Below are 22,922 nucleotides of genomic sequence, written 5' to 3' on the forward strand. Positions count from 1 at the left end.
CGGTAAGGGTGTCAGGGCGTCGTGTGCCGGTGAGTGCGCCGGACCCGTCTCCGCAGTTCGTCGGTGCCCCAGACAATGACGGGGAAGGTCGCGATGAGGGCGACGACGTCCAGTGGCAGGGCGGCGGTATCGAACAGGCTTTGCAGGGGCGGCGCGTATACGAGGGCTGCCGTGAAGACGAGCTCGAAGGCGATGCCCGCCAGGAGCAGGGGGTTGGTGAACAGACCGATGTCGCGCAGGGCCGCATGGTCGGTGCGGGCGGCGAAGGCGGTGCCGACCTGGCAGGTGACGATGCCTGCGAACGTGGCCGTGGTCGCGGTGACGTACGCGTGGTGGAGGGGGCTGCCCGTGCCGGTGGGGTCGCCCGGGTGCCAGCCCGCCCGCCACAGTACGTAGAAGAACGCGCCCATGACCAGGACGGCGGAGACGGTACCGAGGTAGCCCCAGCTGCGGATGAGCATGTCTCGGGAGATGACTCCTTGCGAGCTCGGGCGGGGCGGGCGGTTCATGGTGCCCGGTTCGGCTCGTTCGCGGCCGAGGGCGAGGGCGGGGAGGGTCTCGGTGCCGAGGTCGATGGCGAGGATCTGAAGGACGGTCAGCGGGAGCGGGACTGTGCCGGCCGACAGCGCGAAGACCAGGAAGGGGACGACCTCGGGGGTGAGGTGGGCAAAGATGTAGACGATGAACTTGCGGACGTTGTCGTATACGCGGCGGCCGGATTCGATGGCGGTGACGATGGTGGCGAAGTTGTCGTCGGTCAGCACCATGGTGGACGCCTCACGGGCCACGTCCGTGCCGGACAGTCCCATCGCCACTCCGATGTGGGCCCGGTGCAGGGCGGGGGCGTCATTGACCCCGTCACCGGTCATGGCGACGATCTGCCCGTGTGCGCGCAGGGCGTCGGCCACCTTCAGCTTGGTCTCGGGTGAGGAGCGGGCGAAGACGACTTCGGCGTCCGCCGATGCGAGGAGTACGTCGAGTTCGTGGTCGCCGATCGACTCGGACTGCGCGACCACCTGCAGACGAGGCAGGCCGATGCCCACTTCGCGGGCGACGGCCGCGGCGGTGGCGCCGTTGTCGCCGGTGACGATGTGCACGCGGAGTCCTGCCTCGTGGCAGCGCCGGACGGCGGCGGCGACTTCGGGGCGTGGTGGGTCGTACAGACCGACGAGCCCGAGCAGACGGAGCCCGGTCTCCGCGTCCTGGCGACGGGTCGGTACCTCGGCACCGGACGGCAGTGTTCGGACGGCGACGGCCAGGACGCGCATGCCTTCATGGGCGAGTTCCTCCGCCGCAGCGGCCGCGGACTGCGAACTGCCTTCCAGGGTTTGCAACACCGTCTCCAGCGCGCCCTTGGCTATGACGCTCAGCCCATGCGAGCCGTCGTCTTGCACGACGGACATCAGACGCAGCCTGGGGTCGAATCGGAAGAGGGCTCGGCGCCCGGTGTCACGGCCGTCGAGGTCGACGGGAGCGGCGTGGGCAGCGGCGCCTTCTACCAGAGCCATCTCCGTCGGGTCGCCGTGAAGTTCGCCTTCCTCGTCGCGGGTGACCGTCGTGCACAGCGCGCCGGTTCGCAGCAGCTCTCCGTCCCAGGGGCCGGGCTCCCGTCCGTGCTCCGGCGTCCACACGGCTTGGAGTCGCATGCGGTTCCGGGTGAGGGTTCCGGTCTTGTCGGTGCAGATGACGTTGGTGGAGCCGAGCGTTTCGACGGCGCTGAGGCGTTTGATCACCGCTCCTTGGCGGGCAAGAACGCGTACGCCGACAGCGAGTGCGAGGGTGATGGTCGGCAGCAGCCCCTCGGGGACCTTGGCGACGAGGAGGCCGATCGCGAACATGAGGGTGTCCCTCAGCGGCAGGCCCACGGCGACACCGGCCGCCAGGAACACGCCGCCCATGGCGACCGCTACGGCGGCGATGAGCCAGGCGACCTTCTTGACCTGCTGTTCCAGGGGGCTGGGATCGCGCCGGGTGCGCTGACTCAGTGCGGCGATGCGGCCGAGTTCCGTGTGGTCTCCGGTGGCGAACACGATCGCCTGGGCCTGGCCCCCGGTACAGACTGTGCCGCTGAACACGAGGTTGGGTTCCTGCAGCAGCGGTGCCCCGATGAGTCCGGGGCCGGCGACGCGTTCGGCGGGGGTGGACTCCCCCGTCAGCATCGACAGGTCGACCTCGATGCCGCCGCCGGTCAGGCGTGCGTCGGCGGGAACCTTGGCGCCCTCTTCGAGAACGGCCAGATCGCCCGGCACCAGTTCTCTTGCCTCCACCGCCGAGGGCCGGCCGTCGCGGATCACCAGGGCGTGCTCGGGCAGGTACTTCGCGAGAGTCTCCACCGCCTGTTCGGCCTGCCGTTCCTGGAGGAGCGCAAACGCCGCATTGACGAGAACCACTGCGATGATGGCCCACCCGAGCACGGGGATGCCTGCGACGAACGCCAGCGCGGCGGCCGCCCACAACAGCAGGGCCAGGGGGTGGACCAGCTGCCGTACGAGTTCACGTCCCAGTGACGTGCGCCCTTTGCGGCGGACTTCGTTCGGACCGTAGACGGCACGGCGGCGGGCCGCCTCTCGTGCGGAGAGTCCACTCGGCCCGGTGCCGAGTTCGCGCCTCAGGAGCGGCAACGGTTCCAGAGGGTCAGGGCTCGGGGGCAGCCCGTTGGCGGGGGACGGGGGCCGGGTGGCTGCCTCAGTCATCGCCGGGCCCCTGTTCGCGCCGCGGCCTGCCGGACCAGCGGGGCTCCACGGCCTCCCACTCGTACTCCCACTGGGCCAGGCTGCGGGACTCGACGAGATGGAGGCGAAGACGGATCACTGCTCCCGAGGCAAGGGCGAGCAGTCCGAAGGCTCCGGCTCCCGCCGCTGCGGCCGTGAGGACGCGTTGAGCCTCGGACGAAGGCGCCTGCGCTTCCCTGCCCGCGTCATCGACCCAGATCGCGACCGTCCGGTCTGCCGGAGTGCCGAACGGGACGGAGATCGTGTCAGAGTGCTGGTGAGCGCCCGGGTACTCCCAGACGGCTGGTGCAACCACCCGCGAGATGCCGCCGGAGTGGTGGGAGACCGTGCGCTCCGCGGAGCCGACCGTGGTCGCCTCGATCTGGTGCCGATGGCGGGCCGTATCCCTGGCGGTCCGGCTTTCGGAGTCCCAGAAGGCCGTCGTGACGACGACGCCGCAGAGCAAGGCGACCAGGAAGGACAGTACGAAGACGACGTTCCAGCGGCGCCGGGTCCGGTCGACCGGCCGACGCAGCTCGTTGCGACGTCCGTCGAACAGCCGACGCACCCGGCCGGCTCTCGCCGGACGCGATCGCGTGGGCCCGTCTCCGGGCGTGCCGGCCTCGGACATCGTGCACCTCCGCGCTCTGATCCTGCCCAGCCGCTCAGCGGGGAGCGGCGAGTTCGGCGCTGATGTGGTGGGCCCACGTCCGGATCCGCTCGGGGTTGCGGAAGTCCCCACCCTTGCCCGCACGGACCATGGCCCGGGCAAGGAAGCCGGGCGTACCGGCGGTGATGCTGCCGCCGAAGGTGACGTGCTCGCGTGCGCCGAGACGCTCCATCTCCCGGGCCACCGCCGGCACCGGCGCGATGTCGTGCCGCTCGGCGGAACTGCCGACGGGGCCGCTGCTGAACAGGTACACCGGGCGGTGCTTGAGGAGGTGCTCGTTGCGTTCGGCGCAACGCTTGGCCTTGCCGCTCCAGTGCCCGGCGTACAGGGCGCCTCCGAGCACCACGGCGTCGTAGCCGCGTACGTCGTCCACGTCGTCGGCGGGGACCACGACGGCATCGAGGCCGTCCTCACGCAGGGTCCTGCCGATCTCGGACGCGATTCCGGCGGTCGCACCGTGCTTGGTGCCGTAGGCGACCAGGACGCGCTTGGAAGTCATGGCGACTCTCCCTTCCCATCTGCTGTGGTGCGCTTGACGGGGATGCTGCGCCTGGACTCCTCGGGCGCGGCCGGCATCGGCACGCGCACGGTGAGAACGCCGTCCTCGTACGCTGCCTCGACTCCGTCGGAGGGGACCGGCCCGGGCAGACGCACGGTCCTCTGGAACGAGCCGTAGCGGAACTCCGAGTGGTCCTTCTCCTGCTTGCTCTCGGTGTGTTCGGCACTGACGGTGAGGGTGTCGCCCTCGACCGTGATCTGGATGTCCTTGTCGGGGTCCATCCCGGGAAGTTCGGCACGCAGCGTGTACTGCCCGTCCTTGTTGGTCACCTCGATCGCGATCGGGTGGGTGTCGAACGACGTCCGCCACAGCGGGAACCGGGGGAAGTCGGTGCCGAACCAGTCCCTCACGTCGGGGAACGGGCTGCGCCTGCGCTCTGGGTGCGTTCCTGGCATGGTGTGCTCCGCTCCGGCGCCTCGTCAGCGCCTTCCTGTGCTGCTTCTTTCACTGTCGCGAGGGGGAAGGCTGCTCCGCTTGGGGCCATCGGGTCCCGGATGGGGCCGTTCGGCCCTCCCCGTACGGAGATGGGGTCGATACCGGTCTTGACCAGGAACTCGGTGAAGGCGGGTACGTCGCTGGGGCGCTGGCCGCAGCTGACGGACTGGGCGCGCGGTACGAGGGCCTGAACGCTCCGGGTTACGGCCGGGTCGGTCTCACCTCGTAGGCGAGCAGCCCCTCGTAGACCTTGCCGCGTCCGCCTTCGGGCGCAGGAGACGGTCACCTTCTGTCCGTCGTGCAGGACGTGAGCCGCCCGCCCGGTGCCGACGACGGCGGGGACGCCGAGTTCGCGGCTGACGATCGCCGCGCGCGAGGTGCGGCCGCCGTGTGCCCTCCACGAGCACGTCGACGAGTGGGGTGATCGCGGCGGACTCCAGCAAAGAACGGGCATGTCTGGATGCCGATACCGCGGCGCACCGCATCCCCTGGGCGCGCAGCGCTTCGAGTGCCGGCCGGACTTCCGAGAACGCCTCGACGGCTCCGGCCCGGAGCGCTTCCGTGAACGCGCGCTCCTTCCGGACAGCGACCGCCCGCGCCGTACCGCATCCCGGCGGATCCGCGGCGTCGCCCGCCGGCAGCTCGATGCCGCGCGCGGTCAGGAAGGCGAGAGCACCGTCGAGACGAGGCTTCCCGTCCACCAGCTCCCGGTACTCCCGCTCGGTGTCGAATGGCGGCTGGGCTGCGTGGCCGGTGCCGGCCGCCCAGGCGTCGAGGCAGCCGTCGAAAGCGGACTTCCACGCAGCGGCATGCGGCGCGGCGGAGTCGATGAGGACCCCGTCGGTGCCCAGGACGACGGCGCGCAGCGGGCTCACTGCCGGATCACCCGGCGCCCGGTGATCCGGATCGCAGTGAGCTTCATCCAGTGGGTCCGCGGACCGCCGGCCCAGGGCAGGGAGTACGCGACGGCATCGAGCCGGCCGAGCTCCTCCGCATCGGTGACGCCTTCTGCCTCGCCCACGGCCATGACGCTCCAGCCCAGGCGCGTGACGTCGTCGATATGGTCGACCTCAAAGGCCACTTCCGTCCCGGCAGCTCGCGCGAGCACCGCGTCACCCGAGGTCCTGAAGGCGATGCCGCGGCCCGCCACTACGTAATTGACCGGGAAGATCGCCGGACCGTCCGGGGTGAAGACGGCGATCCTGCCGACGCCGTGCGTGGAAAGCAGCCGCCGGCACTCACCGTCGGACAACTCGACCAGCTCGGCGTCCCGCACGGCCGTTCCTCTGCCGGGCGGGTACTCCGTCGTCGCGCCGGAGAGTTCCGCGGTGGTCGTCCCCAGCGCGTCGGCGAGTCGCAGGAGGGAACCGATCTCCGGGGCTGCCGCGTGTTCCTCCAGGTAGGTGATGTACCCGCCGTCAGCCCCGCAGCGCTCACCCAATTGGTCCCGGGTGAGGCCGAGTTCCTCCCGGCGCATGGCGATCCGCCGTCCGAGGTCCGTGCGTCCGGCCGGCGCCTCCGCGGCGCCCGGCCTGTGCTGGGTTCTGCTCATCGTCTTCACGTCCTCTCGGTGTCACGGCCGGGTGGCCGGGACGGTGACGGCGTCGTGCGGGCCCCGCCGAGCGCGACCTTGGGGGGCGCCGGTGTCGCGGGCACGGGCTGTGCCGGCGATGGTGTGGCTCAGCACCAAGCCACTGCCCCCGCGGCACTGGCCGTAGTGGCTCTCGCGGCAGGAGCGGCAGCGGCCGTAGGCCGGGATGCGGGAGAACGAGCACGCGGTCCCCGGGCCGCACCGTAGGGACGTCGGCGGCGTCCTTGATGCCCGGGCACCGTTTGGGGCGTCACCGCCAGGCTGAACCGGACTCGACCGGCCGCGCATGGGCCGATCGGTCCCCTGCCGGGACCTGTCGGCCCCCTGCCGGCCCTTGCACGCGGTGCGATGGTGAGAACCGGATCCCCTTACCGAAGGGAGGGCGCGCCATGTCCGGGACAGCCCCACGCCCCGCTGCCACCTCGCCCAGACCCGCACTCCTGCGGTTGCTCGGTGCGGTACGCACGGTCACCGGCAGCAAGTTCCTCGTCGAGAGCGACCACGCCCGCATCCTGGTCGACTGCGGGCTCTTCCAGGGTTTCGCGGACCTGCGCCGTCGCAACTGGGAGAAGCCCGGCTTCGATGCCTCCGACCTCCACGCCGTGGTCGTCACCCATGCCCACCTGGACCACTGCGGCTATCTGCCGCGCCTGGTCCGGCACGGATTCCGTGGTCCGATCCTGAGCACCACCCCGACCGCCCGGCTCGCCGAGATCGTGCTCCGCGACAGCGCCCGCCTCCAGATGGAGGCCGCCGAGCACGCCAACAGCCGCGGATGGTCCAAGCACCACCCCGCCAAACCTCTGTACGACGACACTGACGTCGAGAACACGCTGAAGTTCTTCGACCCGGTCGAGATCGGCAGCGAGATCGAGATCATGGCCGGAACGAAGCTGAGGCTGCACCACGGTGGGCACATCCTCGGCTCCGCCTGGGTGCACCTCACGCTGGAGGACGGCCACACCCTGGCCGTCAGCGGCGACCTGGGCCGTCCCGGGCACCCCCTGCTGCTGCCCCCGGAGCCGTTCTCCGGCGCCGACGTGCTGCTGATGGAATCCACCTACGGCGACCGCCGCCACGACCACGAGACGGCGCGGCGCGAGTTCGCTGCCGTGATCACCAGAACGCTGTCGCGCGGCGGAAGCGTGGTCATCCCGTCGTTCGCGCTCGATCGGACCGAGGTCGTCCTGCACGAGCTGGCCGAGCTGCGCCGCGACGGCACGCTGCCCCCGGGCGTACCCGTCTACGTCGACAGCCCCATGGCCCTGGCCGCCCTGGACGTCTACCGGGACGCCCTGCGCTCCCACTCCCCCGAGCTGCGGCCCGAGATCGTGGCCCAGGGCGAGGCGGCGTTCAGCCCGGAGCCGTTCCTGGCCGCCCGTACCGTCCAGGAGTCGATCGACATCAACAGCACCACCGGGCCGGCAGTCATCGTCTCCTCCGCAGGCATGGCCACCGGTGGCCGGGTCCTGCACCACCTCCACCGACTCTTGCCCGACCCCCGCAACGCCGTCGTCATTGTCGGCTTCGCCGCCGCCGGAACGCGGGCGCGTGACCTCGTCGACGGCGCCCGCACCCTGAAGATGTTCGGCGAGTACATCCCCGTACGTGCCGAGGTGGCCGACGTACCCCACTTCTCCGCCCACGCCGACGGCGAACAGATCATCGACTGGCTGCGCGCCGCCCCCGCACCGCACACCACCTACCTGGTCCACGGCGAGGAGACCGCCGCCGAGACCCTCCGGGACCGCATCGACCGCGAGCTGGGCTGGACGGCCGTCGTCCCCAAGCCCGGGGAGGCCGTCCTGGTCCGCTGAACCGGGCTGTATGGCCCTGCGGTATGCACCGCGAGGCCCTCCCGCACCTCAGGGACCGGCGCGAGCCTGAAGGGGAAGGGCTGGAGGCACGCCATGACAACCTTGAACACTCTCCTGGACGAGATGGAACCCGAAGCGCGTGAGGCCCTGCTCGCCCACGCCCGCCGCGTCGACATCCCCGCCGGAACCCGTATCTTCAAGGAACGACAACGGGTCGACCGCTTCTGGATCATCGAGAACGGCACCGTCGACCTCGACCTGCACGTCCCCGGGCACAAGGCCGCCGTCATCGACACCCCCGGTTCGGGAGAGCTCCTCGGCTGGTCCTGGATGGTCCCGCCCTACGCCTGGCACCTGGGCGCCGTCACCACCCACCCTGTCCGGGCACTCGAATTCGACGCTGTGGCCGTACGGAAGCTCTGCGACGAGAACGCGGCCGTGGGCCGTTGCGTATCCGCCGCTGTTGCCGCAGTCATCGCCCGCCGGGTCGACTCGGCCCGCACCCGGATCCTCGACCTGTTCGCACCCCACCACAGCGACATGCCCCTCGCCTACGCCCGCTGAGGACCAGCCATGACCTCCACCCCCTACACCGTCAACGACGTCATGACGAAGACCGTCGTCACCGTCACGTCCGCCGCCGAATTCAAGGAGATCGCCGCCGCGATGGAGCGCTGGAAGGTCACCGCCGTCCCGGTCATCGAAGGCGAAGGCCATGTAGTCGGCGGGCGCCGCCTCGGCGACACCGCGAAGGCCGGATCGGTCCGCGCCGAGCAGCTGATGACGAGCCCCGCCGTCACCATCAGCCCCGACACCACGCTCCCCCAGGCCGCCCGGCTCGACGATGTGCCCGCCTACTACACCCGCATGGGCCCGGCCAACGCCGCGGGTCCGGCGCCGGGGACTTCCCACGGGCCACGTTCGCCCACCTGTCCGCCCTGGACTCCTACGAGCACCGGATCGTGCTGGACGTGCGGCGGGACTCCGAACGCTCAAAGGGCTGGATCAAAGACTCGGTGCACATCCCGATCCACCAGCTCCACCGACGCCAGCGCGAAGTGCCGGCCGGGGTGGTGTGCGTCCACTGCGCGGGGCGGGATGCGCGCGGGGGTCGCGGCTTGCCTGCTCGACGCCGCCCGGAGCGCGGGCCTCCCGATGGCCACCGGACCCCGTTCCGACAGCTGACGGCTCGCCCTCCCCGTTCCCGACGAAAGAAGGACCCGATGATGGCCCATCGTGGGCGGTGCGCGCACGACTGCACGAACCCGGTCGACTACACGACCGGACGCACGGCGGAATGTGGCAACGGGTCACGGCCGGCCGCGTGTGCGGTAGCAGCTTGCCCTGGGCTCTGAGAATGTCGACGTGCGCTGGCGCAGGACCCCGACCGTGCACCGCCTTCGTTGACCGGGAGAGAAGTATGACCATCAAGGACATCGGGCCGGAGCCTCAGAGCTTCGATCTGGAGAAGGCGACGCTGGAGAACACGAACTATCGCGCCGTCGCCTGGTCTGGGAAGTACCTTCAGCTGACCCTCATGTCGATCCCGGTGGGTGAGGACATCGGCTTGGAGACGCATCCGGAGACTGACCAATTTCTACGACTCGACGCAGGCCGGGGCCGCGTCCAGATGGGCCGCGCGAAGGATCGACTCGACTTCGACCAGGAGGTCGAGGATGGTTGGGCCATCTTCGTGCCCGCCGGTACTTGGCACAACGTCACCAACATCGGTGACGAGACCCTGCAGCTCTACGCCGTATACGCACCGGTCCACCACGCGTCGGGCAAGATCCATGCGACAGCCGCCGACGCGGAGCGCGACGAGGACTCGGGCGGCGACGAGCCGGCGAGCTGGTCGGCCCAGCCTGACCAGCAGCCATCGGACGAGCACGCCTGACCAGCGAGGGCGTATCGCGAAACGATCTTGACTTCCGCCCGTACACCCATCTGGCCGCTGTTGACCGCTTCGAAGGGCACGGTTGAGGCACGTCGTCGGATGTCCGCTCCCTTCCCGGGTTCACGTGCCTGGATGCGCCACCCAAAGGCTGTTCCCTTCGAGCGTGCGGCACATGACGAGGTACCCAGTTCCGCGGCACGCGACGTCCCGCTCGGTCTCCACGTGCCGGGGAACAGGCCCAGCCGTGGGCCGGCATGCAGGTGACGTCAGACTGTTTCAGTATGGAAGTCGGGTCGGACGTGTCGCTGTCCACGGAGGTGAGTGCGTTGACGCTTCCCTCGCGGCTCCGTACCGCTGGCCGGGTGGAGCCGGACGCGTTCTTCGGCCGCACGCACCGTTTACTGGGTGTGCCGTGGGCGCGCCCGCCGTTCCGGCCGATGCGGGTACCAGACCTGCTCCCGGCGGGCATTGCCAGGCCCCACGCGTTCAACGGCCGGCACCGTGGTCAGGAGCCGAAGCTGTCCCTGGCAGCGGCCGGGATCGGGGTCGACCGCAGCGCGTGGGAACAGGCCCCGATCTCCTCAGGCTGCAGTGAGCAGGGCCGTGCCCAGCGGGCGGTGCGCCGGGCAAGGGTCGGCGCGACCACCTGGGTACCGCGATGAGGACGGCCGCGACGCCGGACCCCACCACAGCCAGGACTACCGACGGTGCAGGAGGATCGGAGAGTGCGGCCAAGCCGTCGATCCTCACCCTGACGATGAATCCTGCGGTCGATCTCTGCTGGGAGGTCGGGCACCTGGAGGGCATCGGCAAGAACCGCGCCCGGGTCAGATCGGTGGCCGCCGGGGGTGGAGGGATCAACGTCGCCCGTCATGTCGTGCGGCTCGGAGGACGAGCCACCGCTGTCCACACCGCCGGGGGCGAGGTCGGCCTGCGCCTGAACCGGCTGTTGGACGAAGAGGGCGTCGACCACGTCGCCGTCGACATCGACGACGACACCCGCGAAGCACTCGTGCTGTTCGAGGCCGAATCGCGCCACGGCTACCACATCGTGCCACCCGGCCCGCACCTGCACGACCACGAGGGGCGGCGGTGCCTGGATGCGCTGGAGCGGGCCGTTGGCGGTTGCCCGTACGTCGTGGCCAGTGGCAGCCTGCCCGGCGGCTTGCCCGACGACTTCTACGCGGCCGTCTCCCGCCGCATCAGGGAAGCCGGATCCCGGCTGGTCCTGGACACCTCCGGTCCGGCGCTTCGCGGAGCTCTCGCGGGGGGCGTGTTCCTGCTCAGGTGCAACCGCACAGAGGCCGAGAGCCTGGCCGGCCGGCCGGTCCGCGACTTCGACGACGCCCGGGCCCTCAACGAGCACCTGCTCACCACAGGGGCCGCCGAGATCGCCGTCACCACCCTCGGAGAACTGGGCGCACTGTGCTCGACCCGCCACGGCCACACCGAGCTCTACGCGCCGCCGCTGCCCGGCGAGCCCCTGAGCGACGCCGGGGCAGGAGACAGCATGGTCGCCGCCCTCATCACACAGTTGGCCGCCGGAGAGGATCCCGTCAGCGCTTCCGTGCTGGGGGTGGCCGCAGCCGCCGCAGCGATGCTCACCCCCGGCACCGAGCCCTTCGACCTGGACACGGCCCGATCCCTCCGCTCCCAGGTGGGGACCAGGTTCCAGACCGATGCTCGACGCCGGGGCGTTTGACCCTGCCCACCCCCGTCACCGCATCGGGGCGGGGCGCTGCCGGTGATGCTGAGGGACGCCAGTGCCGACCTCGTGATGCGAGCGGACCTGCAGTTGGGAAGACTGGAAGCATGGCGACCAAGGCAGTGCTTGAGGGCGGCCCGGACGATCTGCCCGAGCGGATCGTTCCGATCTCCGACCCCGGACAAGACCTGAAGATTCCGCACCGCGGCGGGTACGAGCACTTCAAGATCACGTCGCGGCACCAGGACAGCCCGGAGGGACAACTGGCTGTCTACGAATGGTGGGAACGGACAGAGATCGCCGAATGAGACGGACGGTCAGGGGCGCTCGGCTTGCACCTCACCACGGCGGCCGAGATGCGCGGGGCGACACCGCATGGTGTGCAGGATCGCCAGCGACCGTGCGGGGGTGACGCGGGAGGAGGGCGGGTTCTTCGCACGGCTGGCCGCTGGCCTGACCGACTCCGGTGTGCAGGTACTGCGTTTTGACCTGCGGGCGCACGGGCGAGCGGTGGGCGATCGCTTCCTTCGAAACACTGCAGTCGGGGTGAATCAATATCTGTCGCGGCGGTCTAAGAATTTAACGGACCCCGCAGGGAGAGTTTTTATCGCATCGCCAGGGCGGAAATATTCAACGTACGCAGGCCACTGCAGCATGCTACTGTCGATCTCGGTTGCAGTTTTGATACCCAAAAACTTCTAGCGCCTCCATTGGCCTCCGGGGCCATACGCAAGCGCTTTACATTTCCGGGTCATTTTCCGGGCGGGGCATCATCGCGGCGACACGGTGTCCGCACCATGCGGACGCTGGTGTACTGCCCCGAAGGAGATATGACATGGCTACTGGCACCGTCAAGTGGTTCAACGCGGCAAAGGGTTTCGGCTTCATCGAGCAGGACGGTGGCGGTGACGACGTCTTCGCCCACTTCTCGAACATCGCCGCCCAGGGTTTCCGCGAGCTGCTCGAAGGCCAGAAGGTCACCTTCGACATCGCGCAGGGCCAGAAGGGCCCCACGGCCGAGAACATCGTTCTCGCCTGACGCTGAGCGCACTTTGTAGCTGGGGCCCGCATCCCTCGGGGTGCGGGCCCCAGCTGCACGCATCTCCCGCAGTGTGTTCACCTGCGGGACGAAGCCCGGAGGGACGCATCCTCCTCAAGGGCTGCCCCCGAGCAATTCTGGTGATTTTCGCGTCCGTCTGACGCCTCCCATTCCAGCGCCGGTGCCCGTGCAGTCTTCTTGCGGGCCGGCTGCGCTTTCGCATTCCATTCGGCCCGTTCTTGCGATTCCCCGCACTGCTCTTCTGCTGCGAGGGAATTCCTTGGTACGTGCCGTATCAAGGAAGGTTCTGAATGAACCCCACCCGTACGAACAACCGCTCCGCTCGCACCCGTAGCCGCACCGGCGGCCCCGCTTTCGGCGCCGGCGCCGCCTCGGAGCGGGGCAGCCGCTTCGGGACGCCCGCGGCGAGCCGCTCCGGGGGCCGTTCCGGAGGTCCGAGCCGCTCGGCCGGCTACGGCCGCCGGCCCGCCGCAGTGCAGGGTGAGTTCGCCCTTCCGAAGACGATCACTCCGGCGCTGCCGGCCGTCGAGGCGTTCGCCGCTCTCGACATGCCGGCGGAGCTGCTGGCCGCACTGGGCACTCAGGGGGTGTCGGTGCCGTTCCCGATCCAGGGCGCGACCCTGCCGAACTCCCTCGCCGGGCGTGACGTCCTCGGCCGCGGCCGGACCGGCTCCGGCAAGACCCTCGCCTTCGGCCTCGCCCTGCTGGCCCGCACCGCCGGACAGCGCGCCGAAGCCCGTCAGCCGCTGGCCCTGATCCTGGTCCCGACCCGTGAACTGGCCCAGCAGGTCACCGACGCCCTCGCCCCCTACGCCCGCGCCGTGAAGCTGCGCCTGGCGACCGTGGTGGGCGGGATGCCCATAGGACGTCAGGCCAACGTGCTCAGGGGCGGCGCCGAGATCGTCGTCGCCACTCCGGGACGCCTGAAGGACCTCATCGACCGTGGGGACTGCCGCCTGAACCAGGTCGCGATCACCGTCCTGGACGAGGCCGACCAGATGGCCGACATGGGCTTCATGCCGCAGGTCACCGCGCTGCTGGACCAGGTGCGTCCCGAGGGGCAGCGGATGCTGTTCTCCGCGACCCTGGACCGCAATGTCGACCTCCTCGTGCGCCGGTACCTCACCGACCCGGTCGTGCACTCGGTGGACCCCTCGCAGGGTGCGGTGACGACGATGGAGCACCACGTCCTGCACGTCCACGGCGCGGACAAGTACGCCACGACGACGGAGATCGCCGCCCGCGACGGCCGGGTGATCATGTTCCTGGACACCAAGCACGCCGTGGACCGCCTCACCCAGGACCTCCTGAGCAGCGGGGTCCGCGCCGCGGCCCTGCACGGCGGGAAGTCCCAGCCCCAGCGGACCCGGACCCTGGCCCAGTTCAAGACCGGGCACGTCACCGTCCTGGTCGCCACGAACGTGGCGGCGCGCGGCATCCACGTCGACAACCTCGACCTCGTCGTCAACGTGGACCCGCCGACCGACCACAAGGACTACCTCCACCGCGGCGGCCGCACCGCCCGCGCCGGTGAGTCCGGCAGCGTCGTCACCCTGGTCACCCCCAACCAGCGCCGCGACATGACCCGCCTCATGCAGGCTGCCGGGATCGTGCCGCAGACCACGCAGGTCCGCTCCGGCGACGAGGCCCTGACCCGGATCACCGGCGCCCAGGCCCCCTCCGGTATCCCCGTGGTCATCACGGCACCGGTCGTCGAACGCGCACAGCGCGGTGCGGCCTCCCGCGGCAGGCGGCGGCACGTTTCGGCTGCCCGGCGCACCGGTGTGCGGCAGTCCGCCTTCGACGCGGCCGCCTGAGGACAACGTGATCAGAAGACTGACCCATCTCTGCAGGAGGCACGTTGTGACGCTGGTCCAGATGCAGCCCCGCTCAGCACGCACCAACCCGGCGCCCCGGACGGTGGACGATGCCATGGATGCGGCCGGATCGCAGGTCTGTGACGACATGACGGTCGAGGTGGCCCTGGCCGTCATGTCCAGTGCCCGCGAGGACCATCTGCTCGTCTGCGACGAGGACGGCCTGTGCACCGGGCTGGTCACCCAGGCCCAGCTCGCCGCCATCCGAGACAGCACGGCGTATACGGACCAGGTCCGTCTGCGCGCTGTCATCGGCGAGCGCGGGCCGTTCATCACCTCACCCAGGACCACGATGGCCGAAGCCGAGCACGCGATGCGCTACCGCAGGCTCGACGCCATGCCCGTCGCCGATGAGCAGGGCAGCGCCCTGGGTGTGCTCGCCCTCGCCCGCTGAACAACCCCACCGCGGCACAACCATCCCCTTCTGCCTGTGAGGCCTCATGCGCTGTGTCATCGCCCGCTTCCCGTTCGAGCTGACCAGGAGCGGTGTCCTGGAGTCGATGAAGGGCGTCAAGCCCGAACAGGTCATCGGGGAGTCCGTGATCATCGGCCGTCGCACCTACCCCGTCAAGCAGGTCGGTCAGGTCATCACCCGCCAGGACCGCCGTGACTTCAGCGCCGGTGAAGTCCTCCGGGCCATGACCCAGCTCGGGTTCACCTGCCGCGTCCTCCCCCGGGCTGCCGTGTCCACGCACGTTCTCAGCCCGCTCCAGCAGGTTTCCGCGATGCTCGGCATCCCGGTAACTGTCTGACCGAAGGGACCGGCGCGAGCCGACACCGAACAGCGAGGAGGGCCCGACCGGCACATGCCGGTCGGGCCCTCCCGCGTACCCAGGGGGTTCCTACGTGGCCGCCGGTCAGTGGACGGCGACCTCGATGCCGTCCGGGTGCGCGGTTAGTGCACGGCGCAGGTACCGCCGCCGTGGATCAGAGCGTTTGACGAGTTCGGAGACGACCAGGATCACGGTGTCGGCGGCCTCTGCCGTCTGGCCGTCGCGTCGGCCGGCCGGCCGCCGGCCTCGCAGCTGTCCCCAGCAACGCCGGCGCGCACGCTACCCCGCTGAAGCCCGCGGCGCCGCGAAGCGACCTCGACGCGGATGAGGGCCGCGCAGCGTCTGCTGGGCGGCCCTGATCCGGTACACCTCTGCCCGAGCGCCCGTGCCTGCGGTGCCGTCACCGTCCGAGCCGCCTCCTGCCTGCCCCGCCCCCGTCCTTGCCGACGGCCGAAGTGATCAACGAACAGCAAAGGCCCACGACCTGACCCACAAGTGAGAGCGGTCCCGGCCGAACTGCGTCCCATCGCCGAGGATCGGAGCCTGTCCCACATCGCTCCATACCGGCACGGGCCGCACGCGATCCGATTACCTGGCGACCGTCCGACCGGCGCCGACGCCAGTGGCGTGCCCCGCTCTGGCGATTCCGTCGGCCCAGCGGACCGGGGACGGCTCTCGCGGTTCCGCGGGCCCAGCGGGCCGGGGACGATTGAAGCGGGCAAGTGGGCGGGGGCCCGACTCTTCACACCGCAGTCGGCCCTGCGGACGCCTCGGCCTGGTGGCGGTACTCGGCGTTGATGCGCTGGGCTTCTTCGAGCTGGTCTTCGAGGATGACGATGCGGCAGGCGGCCTCGATCGGGGTACCGCGGTCGACGAGTTCCCGTGCGCGGGCGGCGATGCGCAGTTGGTAGCGGGAGTAGCGGCGGTGGCCGCCCTCGGAGCGCAGGGGGGTGATGAGGCGGGCTTCGCCGATGGCGCGGAGGAAGCCCTGGGTGGTGCCGAGCATCTCGGCGGCCCGGCCCATGGTGTAGGCGGGGAAGTCGTCGTCGTCCAGGTGGCCGCCGAGCGGGCCGGTCGGGTTCTCTGCTGTCATTGCACCTCTCTCATGGAACGCGTGGAGGGGCCCTGGTGCCGTACGGCACCAGGGCCCCGAAGGAACTACTACACCATCTGCCGGCCCTGATCTTGCGCCGGCCTTCTGTGTCCGCGGGCCCGACCTGATCTCTGTCGGGGCTGCGGGGATCGCGGTTGCTTGACCGGAGACCACCTCACTAACGATGTCCTGCGGTACCCGGGCTCAACAAGTCCGCCCGGGCGATCCTGATGGCGCTCCGCTCCTCCGTTCGTCCCTCTGGGATCGATCACTTACCGAACCGGTACTGCTGTACTGCCTACCGCTGGTGATGCGAACTGCTCAGCGGCCTGCCACAGCGCCGCTCTCCGGCAGCCAGCCCCGTCGCCCGTCCTGCGTCTTCCCTGGCTTAGAACCCCACTACCGGACCTCTCGGTGCGCGCGCCCGCAGCCGACGCCTTCACCGAGGTACCGCTCACCACTTCACTGCTGGGTACCGCGAACTGCACGTGCGGGTACTTCCACCTGCGTTCACTGCGGTACTGCTGACGGCGGCGGCCCCTGATCACTGCGGGCCACCCGGTCCGGTCGCCAGTCCCGTCGCCGTCCTGCAACCGCTCTGGCTTCGGAACTCCACCACCGCACCGCACTGCTGAACTGCAACCACGTGCACTTGCTTGTACTGCTGCCCGGCAGTTCGTTTCTGCCAGGCCCTGCGGTTTCTCTGGGCTACGAGAGAAACCATAACCAGACCAGCACCCAATGTCTACTCCAGCCAAGGTAGATTTTCGCGTGTTCGACGATAAGGAAATCGACCTCGAACAGAACGAGGAGCAGGGCCGTGACGCCCTGACGGCCCGGCGCCACAGCGGCAGGCACACAGGAGCCCCAGGAGAAGGCAGGGCACAACCAACGCATCACGTCCGCCGACGACCGCAGAGTGGTCCATGTGCACTACGCACAGGCCGGCAGAAGGGTGGCCCACGACTACTTCCGCCAGAACGCAGGAAGTCACCGCTCCTCTTGTGGCAGAGCCGACTTCTACGCGGCGAGCATTCCGGTGCGCAGTCGGGTCAGGACGCGGGTGAGGAGGCGGGAGACCTGCATCTGGGAGATGCCGAGCTCGGTGCCGATCTCCGCCTGGGTCATTTCCTGGCCGAAGCGCATGGCCAGGATGTGTCGGTCGCGCTCGTCGAGTGACTGGAGGAGGGGTGCGAGGGTGTGGAGTTCCTCGAAGAGCTCCATGTCGGGGTCGCCCTCGCCGACCGTTTCGGCGAGTGAGCGGCCCTCGGCCTCCCCTGAGGTCCGCTGCCTGGAGCTCGTGGCGGCGTCGATGGATCCGCTGGTATAGCCGTTGGCGGCCACCAGACCCTCGATGACGTCATCCTCGGAGAGTTCGAGGTGCTCGGCGAGTTCCTTGACGGTGGGGGCCCGGCCGAAGACCTCGGTCAGCGCTTCCTGGCTCTTGGCGAGTTCGGTGCGCAGTTCCTGAAGGCGGCGCGGGACGTGGACGGCCCAGGTGGTGTCGCGGAAGAACCGCTTGATCTCGCCGCTGATGTAGGGGAGGGCGAGGGTGGAGAACTCGACTCCCCGGTCGGGGTCGAAGCGGTCGATAGCCTTGATCAACCCGATCGTGCCCACCTGGACGATGTCCTCGATCTCGACGCCGTCTCCGGCACGGCCACGGAATCGCCGGGCGGCGAAGTTCACCAGGGAGATGTTCATCTCGATGAGGGTGTTCCGGGCGTACTGGTACTCGCGGGTTCCCTCTTCCAGAGAGCGCAGCCGGATCAGGAACAGACGGGAGAGCTCCCGGGCGTCTGCGGGCGCCACCTGACGGGCGTCGTCAAACTGGGGAAGGATCTGCGAGGGCAGTCCGCTCCCGGATGCGGCGTCCGGGAGAGTTTCCACCGCGCCGGTGGTGTCGGTGGTCGTGGCGGTCTGAGACATGGACCCGTTCCTCCCCTGGACAGACGATGTGTGCGCCCGTATGACCGCACAGCCGTGATCGAAACACGGGCCGGGTGATCTTTTTCCGAAGTCTGTCGGGGGGGCGTGTTGCACCCGAGTACGCGGCGGGCCGGTCACTGGCGGGAGCCGGGCGAAGGGCAGTATCGACGGCATCCACGGCCGGTCTTATTGTCGGTGGTTCGGTCGTATCCGGGGAGGCCGCCACGGGTCGGCCAAGGCAGCCCGCCTTCGGGTCCCGGTCCGGGCCGTCGTGTAGGAGTATGTCGCGGTGATCGGAGACGAAGCAGTGATCAGCATGACCGTGCACGAAGGCATAAGCATTGTCCGCCTGCGAGGCGATCTCGGCGAGGACTGCACGCCCGGCCTGGCTGGGGCCCTCGCCGCAGCAGTGGCACAGGGGGCTTCCCGCACCGTGGTCGACCTGTCTCAGGCGGAATTCGCGGACTCCTCTGTGCTTCACGCCCTCCTCGACGCGCGGAATGCCCATATGGCGGCGGGCGTGGCTCTGGTCCTCGCGGGCCCGTTGCAGGTGGCGATTCGCCGACTGTTGGAGGTGACCGGGTCCGCAGCCGCGTTCCGCATGACGGACTCTCTGGAGACCGCACTGACATGTTGAACCCCTGTCTCCGAACCGGTGAGTCGTGGCATGACGCTGATGGCCATGGGCAGGCGATGACGGTATGAACGCGTCCAAAGAAGCCGATGACAGCCGCGGCCCCGGATCCAGGGAGGACCGCGGTCACATGACCGTCGCGCCACCCGCCGCTCTCGCCCCGGCAGCGCCCGCGCCCGGCCCTGCCCGCGCGCCGACCTCAGCGGCGGCGGCACGTTCCAGGGTTCGCGATCTACTGCGGCGTGCGGGTGTCGGCCTGGACAGTGTCATCGCCGCCGACGTTCTCCTTGTCACCTCAGAGCTCGTCACCAACGCGATCCGGCACGGCGGTGGCCTCACCGCGTTCCACATCGAAATCGCCGATGACGCGCTGCTCCTGTCCGTCGCGGACGCCAACCCCCACGCTCCCGTGCCCCGCACAGGCACTCCCGACCGGCCGGGCGGGTACGGATGGCCGCTCGTCAAACGCCTCGCCGACCGTGTCGACGTTCGCAGCCACGGTGGCGGCAAGACCATCAGCGCCGAACTGCGTCTGGCCTGATCCCTCCCCCTCCCCCACGGCGCGACGCTCATGCCGTGGCGGCATCGGGTCGGCCGTGTCGCATCCCGGGCGCCAGGAGTCTCCATCACGTGCCGGTTCGGTCCCTTGTCGTGCCCCCTGCGGTATCTCCTCAGGTTCTTCACGCGCCGTGCCAGGTGCGCCTCGCAGTTGCACCGCCGGGGGCACATGACGGGTTGCCACAGATCTCTGACCTGCGCCTCTCCTCGGGTGGGACCGCTTGTCCCGTGTCGAGCGAGAGCGTTCACATCTGCGCTCCAAAGGCTGGAGATGGGCGAAATGCCCGTTCGGCCCGGTTGCTGGTTGAGGGCGGGGTTGCAGGGGAGGAGACGCATGGGCGATGGTTGCCGCACGGCAATACATCGATCGGATGAGGTGAGGGGTTCGCGCAGCGGGCCTTCGTGGTTGTGACTTCCACCCAGCAGGCCCATGGCGCGAGCGCTCACGCTCCGAACCACACGGCATGGACGTACGTGCCCTACCCCGTCCTGATCGCGGACGCCTCCGGTACCGTGCGGCACGCCAACCCGCAAGCCACCCGGTTGTTCCCCGACCTCCGCTCCGGTGCTCCCCTGGCTGGAAGCGTGCCGTCCTGGCTGGCCGACGGCCACGTGCGCCGGGTGACAGCGCAGTTCGATGAGGAAGCGGTGTTGTCGGGTGCGGTGGGCGGGCGGAGCTTCGAGGCTCATCCCACGGTGGAGGACGACGGGGACGTCGTGTGGTGGCTCGTGGACGACACCGACCTCCGGCTGGCCCGGGAGAACCTGCGGGTGGAGCGTGAGCGGACCGCGTTCCTCGCTGAGGCCTCCAACACCCTGCTCTCGTCTTTGAACCTGGAGCGGTGCATGGAGGTGACCGGGCAACTCGCAGCCGGGCATCTCGCGGACGCCGCGCTGGTCATCGCGCCGCGCAGTGGAAGCCGGCTGCCGGTTGTCACCTGCCTGCGCGGCGGCGCACCGCGGCGTTCGTGGTGGGACACGGGCCCAGAGGAGGTCCCCGGTCTGGCCGAGGCACTCCAGGGGTTCCCTCCCGTCCCCTCGCAGTGGATCGAGCCCTCCTCCGCCCCCGACTGGCTGGTTCCCGAAGGGTTCGGCCCGGTCGGATCGATCGTCGTCACGCCGCTGCCCGGGCACGGTGTGCCCGCCGGCGCGTTGATCCTGTTGCGGCGCAGTGCTGGGGCGGTGTTCACCGAGGGCGAGGAGGTCATCGCCCGCCTCTTCGCGGCCCGCGCCGGTGCCGCGTTGTCCGCGGCCCGCCTGTACGCGGAGCAAGCCTCCCTTTCCCAGACCCTGATGCAAGACCTGCTGCCACCGGTCCTGCACCAGATCGCGGGAGTGGACTTCGCCGGCGGCTACCGCCCCTCGAAGGACCACGAGAGGGTCGGCGGCGACTTCTACGACGTCCACCCCGGCAAGGCCGAGGGCGATGCTTCCTTCGCGGTGCTGGGCGACGTCTGCGGCAAGGGTCTGGAAGCCGCCGTCCTGACGGGCAAGATCCGCAACACGCTGGAGGCATTGCTCCCGATGGCAGACGATCATCAGCAAATGATCGACCTCCTCAACGGTGCACTCCTGAACTCGCACCACACCCGCTTCGCGACGCTCGTGATGGCCTCGGCGATGCGCGAGGCGGGATCAGTGCGGCTGCGGGTGACCAGCGCCGGGCATCCGCCGGCCCTGCTCGTGCGACGTGACGGCGTCGTGGAGGAAGCGGCCTCGCGCGGCACTCTGATCGGTGTGTTCCCCAAGGCTCCGGCGACGACCACGTGGGAGACCTTGGCACCAGGCGAGTGCTGTGTGCTGTTCACCGACGGCATCACCGAGGGCAAGGGAGGGCCTCTGGGTGGGGAGATGTTCGGTGACGAACGATTCAGGCAGGCGTTGTCGCAGTGTGCGGGAATGCCGGCCGAGGTGATCGTGCGGCATGTACAGATGCTCGTCGGCCAGTGGGTGGGCTCGGGGCCGCACGACGACATGGCCATCGTGGTCATCGGCGCTCCCCGCGCGCACCACCTCAGCGCGGTGGGCGGCCATACCCGGGGCAGGTTCACCTCATGAGCCCCGTATCCACCGTCCCCCGCGAGCACCGAATCGACCTTCTGTGGCAGGCGGTCTGCCGTGGCGACGAGCAGGCGGCCGTCGACGCGACGTTCGGCGCGCTGGAAGACGGCATACCGGCGGAGCGCGTCCTAGTGGATCTGATCGCCCCCGTCCAACGCAGGGTCGGCGAGGAGTGGGCTGCCAACCGCATCACCATCGCCCAAGAGCACGCCGCGTCCGCCATCAACGACCGGGTCATCGCCGCTCTTTCCCGACGCTGTGCCGCCCCCGTCGCGGCCGGCCGGGGCACGGTGGTCGTGGCCTGCGTGGACGGGGAATGGCACGGGCTGCCCGCCCGCCTCCTGGCCGAAGTGCTCACGCTGCGCGGCTGGACGGTCGACTACCTGGGCGCGCAGGTGCCCACTCGCCACCTGATCGCCTGGATACACCAGAGAGGCCCCGCCGTCGTGGCGCTCTCCAGCTCGATCGCCACCCGTCTGCCGACCGCGCACGCCACCATCACCGCGGTCCAGGCCACCGGCACCCCGGTTCTGGTCGGCGGGGCGGCCTTCGGCCGTGACGGCCGCTACGCCCGGCTGCTCGGCGCCGACGCCTGGGCACCGGACGCGAGCTCCGCCGCGGATCGACTCGACGAGCGGCCGCTCGCGCTGCCCGCACCCGCGCACCAACCCCTTGACGACCTGCCGCACCTGATCGACCAGGAATACACGATGGTCGCCCGCACCCGCACCGACCTGGTGCGCGCCGTCATGGACGCGCTCGCGGACCGTTTCCCGGCCATGCACGACTACACGGCCGCGCAGCTCGGGCACACGGCCGAGGACATCGCGCACATCGTGGACTTCCTGGCCACCGCTCTCTACACCGACGACCCGGAACTCCTCACCGACTTCCTCGCCTGGACGGCCGGCATCCTCACCGCCCGCAGCGTCCCCGCACACTCGCTCGTCCCGGCCCTCCACATCCTGAGCGAGCAGCTCAAGGACTTTCCCCGGGCCACCCTCATGCTCGACCAGGCCGCGGACCGCCTCACCGGGGCAGGGTCCGTGATCGCCTCCGACTCCAGGAACACCGCATGACGCCGCCCCACGGTTTCGACTCCTCCCAGCTGCACCTGGTCCCCTCTCACCGAACCGAGGAGGGCGTGCTGCATCTGGAGGTGCACGGGTTCCTTGACTTCGACAGCTCCGAGGACTTCCTGACTGCCGTCACCGGACACCTCGCCGACACCCCCGGCCTGCGCTCCCTGCACCTGGACTGCAGCGGCTTGGGCGGCATCGATTCCATGGGCCTGGCCATGCTGCTGATGCTCCACCGCCGCACGACCGCCGCTCACGTAACGCTGTGCCTGGAAGCCCGCCCACCCTCCCTGGACCGGCTGCTGACCATCACCGGCGCCATGGATCATCTCGTCCCCCGCGGCCCGGGCGAGACCGGCGGTCACGCCGAGCCCCAACGCATGGCATATCGTCATACGTCAGAGGACGGCGCACCCCTGGAGCATCCCGGCAGGCAGCCGCGCCCGACCGTGCCCGACAGCCGCACCTGACGT

The 22,922-nt window shown here is 69.8% G+C and carries 22 protein-coding genes and 3 pseudogenes; 15 read left to right on the forward strand and 10 right to left on the reverse strand.

Annotation, left to right across the window (positions count from 1 at the left end):
- Positions 1-11 precede the first annotated feature (11 nt).
- The 7 genes and pseudogenes from EES41_RS01240 to EES41_RS42615 all read right to left on the reverse strand — a co-directional run.
- Positions 12-2,693: a cation-transporting P-type ATPase gene (locus tag EES41_RS01240; RefSeq protein WP_123074863.1), complete on the reverse strand. Its 2,682-nt coding sequence runs from the start codon at positions 2,691-2,693 to the stop codon at positions 12-14.
- Positions 2,686-3,279 carry a hypothetical protein gene (locus EES41_RS01245; protein WP_164495686.1) on the reverse strand — a complete coding sequence of 198 codons (594 nt, stop codon included), beginning with the start codon at positions 3,277-3,279 and terminating at the stop codon, positions 2,686-2,688. Before EES41_RS01245 ends, EES41_RS01240 begins: the two co-directional genes overlap by 8 nt.
- 97 nt (positions 3,280-3,376) lie before the next feature.
- Positions 3,377-3,880, reverse strand: coding sequence for a flavodoxin domain-containing protein (locus tag EES41_RS01250; protein WP_123074868.1), 504 nt, complete (start codon positions 3,878-3,880; stop codon positions 3,377-3,379).
- The gene (locus EES41_RS01255; protein ID WP_254211248.1) at positions 3,877-4,335 is read right to left on the reverse strand and encodes an Hsp20/alpha crystallin family protein; all 459 of its coding nucleotides are present in this window, start codon (positions 4,333-4,335) and stop codon (positions 3,877-3,879) included. Before EES41_RS01255 ends, EES41_RS01250 begins: the two co-directional genes overlap by 4 nt.
- Before the next feature lie 256 nt (positions 4,336-4,591).
- A pseudogene (locus tag EES41_RS44085) lies at positions 4,592-4,763 on the reverse strand (PEP-utilizing enzyme); the annotation flags it as partial.
- A gap of 483 nt (positions 4,764-5,246) precedes the next feature.
- Positions 5,247-5,927 carry a pyridoxamine 5'-phosphate oxidase family protein gene (locus EES41_RS01265; RefSeq protein ID WP_123074870.1) on the reverse strand — a complete coding sequence of 227 codons (681 nt, stop codon included), beginning with the start codon at positions 5,925-5,927 and terminating at the stop codon, positions 5,247-5,249.
- Positions 5,928-6,035: 108 nt separating this feature from the next.
- Positions 6,036-6,180, reverse strand: a pseudogene (locus tag EES41_RS42615) (alcohol dehydrogenase catalytic domain-containing protein); the annotation flags it as partial.
- A 175-nt stretch (positions 6,181-6,355) separates the two neighbouring features.
- On the opposite strand from EES41_RS42615, the gene EES41_RS01275 reads away from it, so the two are divergent.
- The 10 genes from EES41_RS01275 (at position 6,356) to EES41_RS01335 (ending at position 15,074) form a co-directional block, all read left to right on the forward strand.
- The gene (locus EES41_RS01275; RefSeq protein ID WP_164495687.1) at positions 6,356-7,783 is read left to right on the forward strand and encodes an MBL fold metallo-hydrolase RNA specificity domain-containing protein; all 1,428 of its coding nucleotides are present in this window, start codon (positions 6,356-6,358) and stop codon (positions 7,781-7,783) included.
- A gap of 93 nt (positions 7,784-7,876) precedes the next feature.
- Complete coding sequence (locus tag EES41_RS01280; RefSeq protein WP_123074875.1) at positions 7,877-8,347, forward strand: cyclic nucleotide-binding domain-containing protein; 471 nt, start codon at positions 7,877-7,879, stop codon at positions 8,345-8,347.
- 9 nt (positions 8,348-8,356) lie between these two features.
- The gene (locus EES41_RS42620) at positions 8,357-8,968 is read left to right on the forward strand and encodes a CBS domain-containing protein (RefSeq protein ID WP_254211250.1); all 612 of its coding nucleotides are present in this window, start codon (positions 8,357-8,359) and stop codon (positions 8,966-8,968) included.
- A gap of 235 nt (positions 8,969-9,203) precedes the next feature.
- Complete coding sequence (locus EES41_RS01295) at positions 9,204-9,680, forward strand: cupin domain-containing protein (protein WP_123082178.1); 477 nt, start codon at positions 9,204-9,206, stop codon at positions 9,678-9,680.
- A 658-nt stretch (positions 9,681-10,338) separates the two neighbouring features.
- Positions 10,339-11,382 carry a 1-phosphofructokinase family hexose kinase gene (locus EES41_RS01305; protein WP_123074879.1) on the forward strand — a complete coding sequence of 348 codons (1,044 nt, stop codon included), beginning with the start codon at positions 10,339-10,341 and terminating at the stop codon, positions 11,380-11,382.
- A gap of 110 nt (positions 11,383-11,492) precedes the next feature.
- Entirely contained in the window at positions 11,493-11,693 is a 201-nt protein-coding gene (locus EES41_RS01310) for a DUF5988 family protein (protein WP_123074881.1), read from the forward strand.
- A gap of 527 nt (positions 11,694-12,220) precedes the next feature.
- Entirely contained in the window at positions 12,221-12,424 is a 204-nt protein-coding gene (locus EES41_RS01320) for a cold-shock protein (RefSeq protein ID WP_008735742.1), read from the forward strand.
- Between the two features lie 311 nt (positions 12,425-12,735).
- Positions 12,736-14,262 carry a DEAD/DEAH box helicase gene (locus tag EES41_RS01325; RefSeq protein ID WP_123074883.1) on the forward strand — a complete coding sequence of 509 codons (1,527 nt, stop codon included), beginning with the start codon at positions 12,736-12,738 and terminating at the stop codon, positions 14,260-14,262.
- A 46-nt stretch (positions 14,263-14,308) separates the two neighbouring features.
- Entirely contained in the window at positions 14,309-14,716 is a 408-nt protein-coding gene (locus EES41_RS01330; RefSeq protein ID WP_123074885.1) for a CBS domain-containing protein, read from the forward strand.
- 46 nt (positions 14,717-14,762) lie between these two features.
- A complete protein-coding gene (locus tag EES41_RS01335; protein ID WP_123074887.1) occupies positions 14,763-15,074 on the forward strand; it encodes an SCO5918 family protein in 312 nt (103 codons plus the stop codon).
- Positions 15,075-15,166: 92 nt separating this feature from the next.
- Here the strand turns inward: EES41_RS01335 and EES41_RS44090 are convergent.
- The 3 genes and pseudogenes from EES41_RS44090 to EES41_RS01350 form a co-directional block, all read right to left on the reverse strand.
- Positions 15,167-15,308 (reverse strand): annotated as a pseudogene (locus EES41_RS44090) (ATP-binding protein); the annotation flags it as partial.
- Between the two features lie 529 nt (positions 15,309-15,837).
- Positions 15,838-16,188: a MerR family transcriptional regulator gene (locus EES41_RS01345; RefSeq protein WP_123074889.1), complete on the reverse strand. Its 351-nt coding sequence runs from the start codon at positions 16,186-16,188 to the stop codon at positions 15,838-15,840.
- Between the two features lie 1,020 nt (positions 16,189-17,208).
- Positions 17,209-18,117, reverse strand: a complete 909-nt coding sequence (locus EES41_RS01350; protein WP_123074891.1) for a SigB/SigF/SigG family RNA polymerase sigma factor — start codon at positions 18,115-18,117, stop codon at positions 17,209-17,211.
- 289 nt (positions 18,118-18,406) lie between these two features.
- On the opposite strand from EES41_RS01350, the gene EES41_RS01355 reads away from it, so the two are divergent.
- The 5 genes from EES41_RS01355 (at position 18,407) to EES41_RS01375 (ending at position 22,919) form a co-directional block, all read left to right on the forward strand.
- Positions 18,407-18,754, forward strand: coding sequence for an STAS domain-containing protein (locus tag EES41_RS01355; protein WP_123074893.1), 348 nt, complete (start codon positions 18,407-18,409; stop codon positions 18,752-18,754).
- A gap of 127 nt (positions 18,755-18,881) precedes the next feature.
- Positions 18,882-19,292 (forward strand): ATP-binding protein, encoded by a 411-nt coding sequence (locus tag EES41_RS01360; protein ID WP_164495689.1) that lies wholly within the window; start codon positions 18,882-18,884, stop codon positions 19,290-19,292.
- A gap of 491 nt (positions 19,293-19,783) precedes the next feature.
- The gene (locus EES41_RS01365; protein WP_254211251.1) at positions 19,784-21,367 is read left to right on the forward strand and encodes a PP2C family protein-serine/threonine phosphatase; all 1,584 of its coding nucleotides are present in this window, start codon (positions 19,784-19,786) and stop codon (positions 21,365-21,367) included.
- Entirely contained in the window at positions 21,364-22,449 is a 1,086-nt protein-coding gene (locus tag EES41_RS01370; RefSeq protein ID WP_123074899.1) for a B12-binding domain-containing protein, read from the forward strand. The genes EES41_RS01365 and EES41_RS01370 overlap by 4 nt, the downstream gene beginning before the upstream one ends.
- Positions 22,446-22,919, forward strand: a complete 474-nt coding sequence (locus EES41_RS01375; protein ID WP_123074901.1) for an STAS domain-containing protein — start codon at positions 22,446-22,448, stop codon at positions 22,917-22,919. Before EES41_RS01370 ends, EES41_RS01375 begins: the two co-directional genes overlap by 4 nt.
- Positions 22,920-22,922: the final 3 nt, after the last annotated feature.

This window comes from Streptomyces sp. ADI95-16 (assembly GCF_003721495.1).
Taxonomy (GTDB): domain Bacteria; phylum Actinomycetota; class Actinomycetes; order Streptomycetales; family Streptomycetaceae; genus Streptomyces; species Streptomyces goshikiensis.

Coding starts and splice junctions, on each gene's coding strand:
- EES41_RS01295 (WP_123082178.1), top strand. CDS start 9,204: ATGACCATCAAGGACATCGGGCCGGAGCCTCAGAGCTTCGATCTGGAG.
- EES41_RS01350 (WP_123074891.1), bottom strand. CDS start 18,117: ATGTCTCAGACCGCCACGACCACCGACACCACCGGCGCGGTGGAAACT.
- EES41_RS01325 (WP_123074883.1), top strand. CDS start 12,736: ATGAACCCCACCCGTACGAACAACCGCTCCGCTCGCACCCGTAGCCGC.
- EES41_RS01375 (WP_123074901.1), top strand. CDS start 22,446: ATGACGCCGCCCCACGGTTTCGACTCCTCCCAGCTGCACCTGGTCCCC.
- EES41_RS01360 (WP_164495689.1), top strand. CDS start 18,882: ATGACCGTCGCGCCACCCGCCGCTCTCGCCCCGGCAGCGCCCGCGCCC.
- EES41_RS01370 (WP_123074899.1), top strand. CDS start 21,364: ATGAGCCCCGTATCCACCGTCCCCCGCGAGCACCGAATCGACCTTCTG.
- EES41_RS42620 (WP_254211250.1), top strand. CDS start 8,357: ATGACCTCCACCCCCTACACCGTCAACGACGTCATGACGAAGACCGTC.
- EES41_RS01275 (WP_164495687.1), top strand. CDS start 6,356: ATGTCCGGGACAGCCCCACGCCCCGCTGCCACCTCGCCCAGACCCGCA.
- EES41_RS01345 (WP_123074889.1), bottom strand. CDS start 16,188: ATGACAGCAGAGAACCCGACCGGCCCGCTCGGCGGCCACCTGGACGAC.
- EES41_RS01310 (WP_123074881.1), top strand. CDS start 11,493: ATGGCGACCAAGGCAGTGCTTGAGGGCGGCCCGGACGATCTGCCCGAG.
- EES41_RS01305 (WP_123074879.1), top strand. CDS start 10,339: ATGAGGACGGCCGCGACGCCGGACCCCACCACAGCCAGGACTACCGAC.
- EES41_RS01240 (WP_123074863.1), bottom strand. CDS start 2,693: ATGACTGAGGCAGCCACCCGGCCCCCGTCCCCCGCCAACGGGCTGCCC.
- EES41_RS01335 (WP_123074887.1), top strand. CDS start 14,763: ATGCGCTGTGTCATCGCCCGCTTCCCGTTCGAGCTGACCAGGAGCGGT.
- EES41_RS01320 (WP_008735742.1), top strand. CDS start 12,221: ATGGCTACTGGCACCGTCAAGTGGTTCAACGCGGCAAAGGGTTTCGGC.
- EES41_RS01280 (WP_123074875.1), top strand. CDS start 7,877: ATGACAACCTTGAACACTCTCCTGGACGAGATGGAACCCGAAGCGCGT.
- EES41_RS01265 (WP_123074870.1), bottom strand. CDS start 5,927: ATGAGCAGAACCCAGCACAGGCCGGGCGCCGCGGAGGCGCCGGCCGGA.
- EES41_RS01255 (WP_254211248.1), bottom strand. CDS start 4,335: ATGCCAGGAACGCACCCAGAGCGCAGGCGCAGCCCGTTCCCCGACGTG.
- EES41_RS01250 (WP_123074868.1), bottom strand. CDS start 3,880: ATGACTTCCAAGCGCGTCCTGGTCGCCTACGGCACCAAGCACGGTGCG.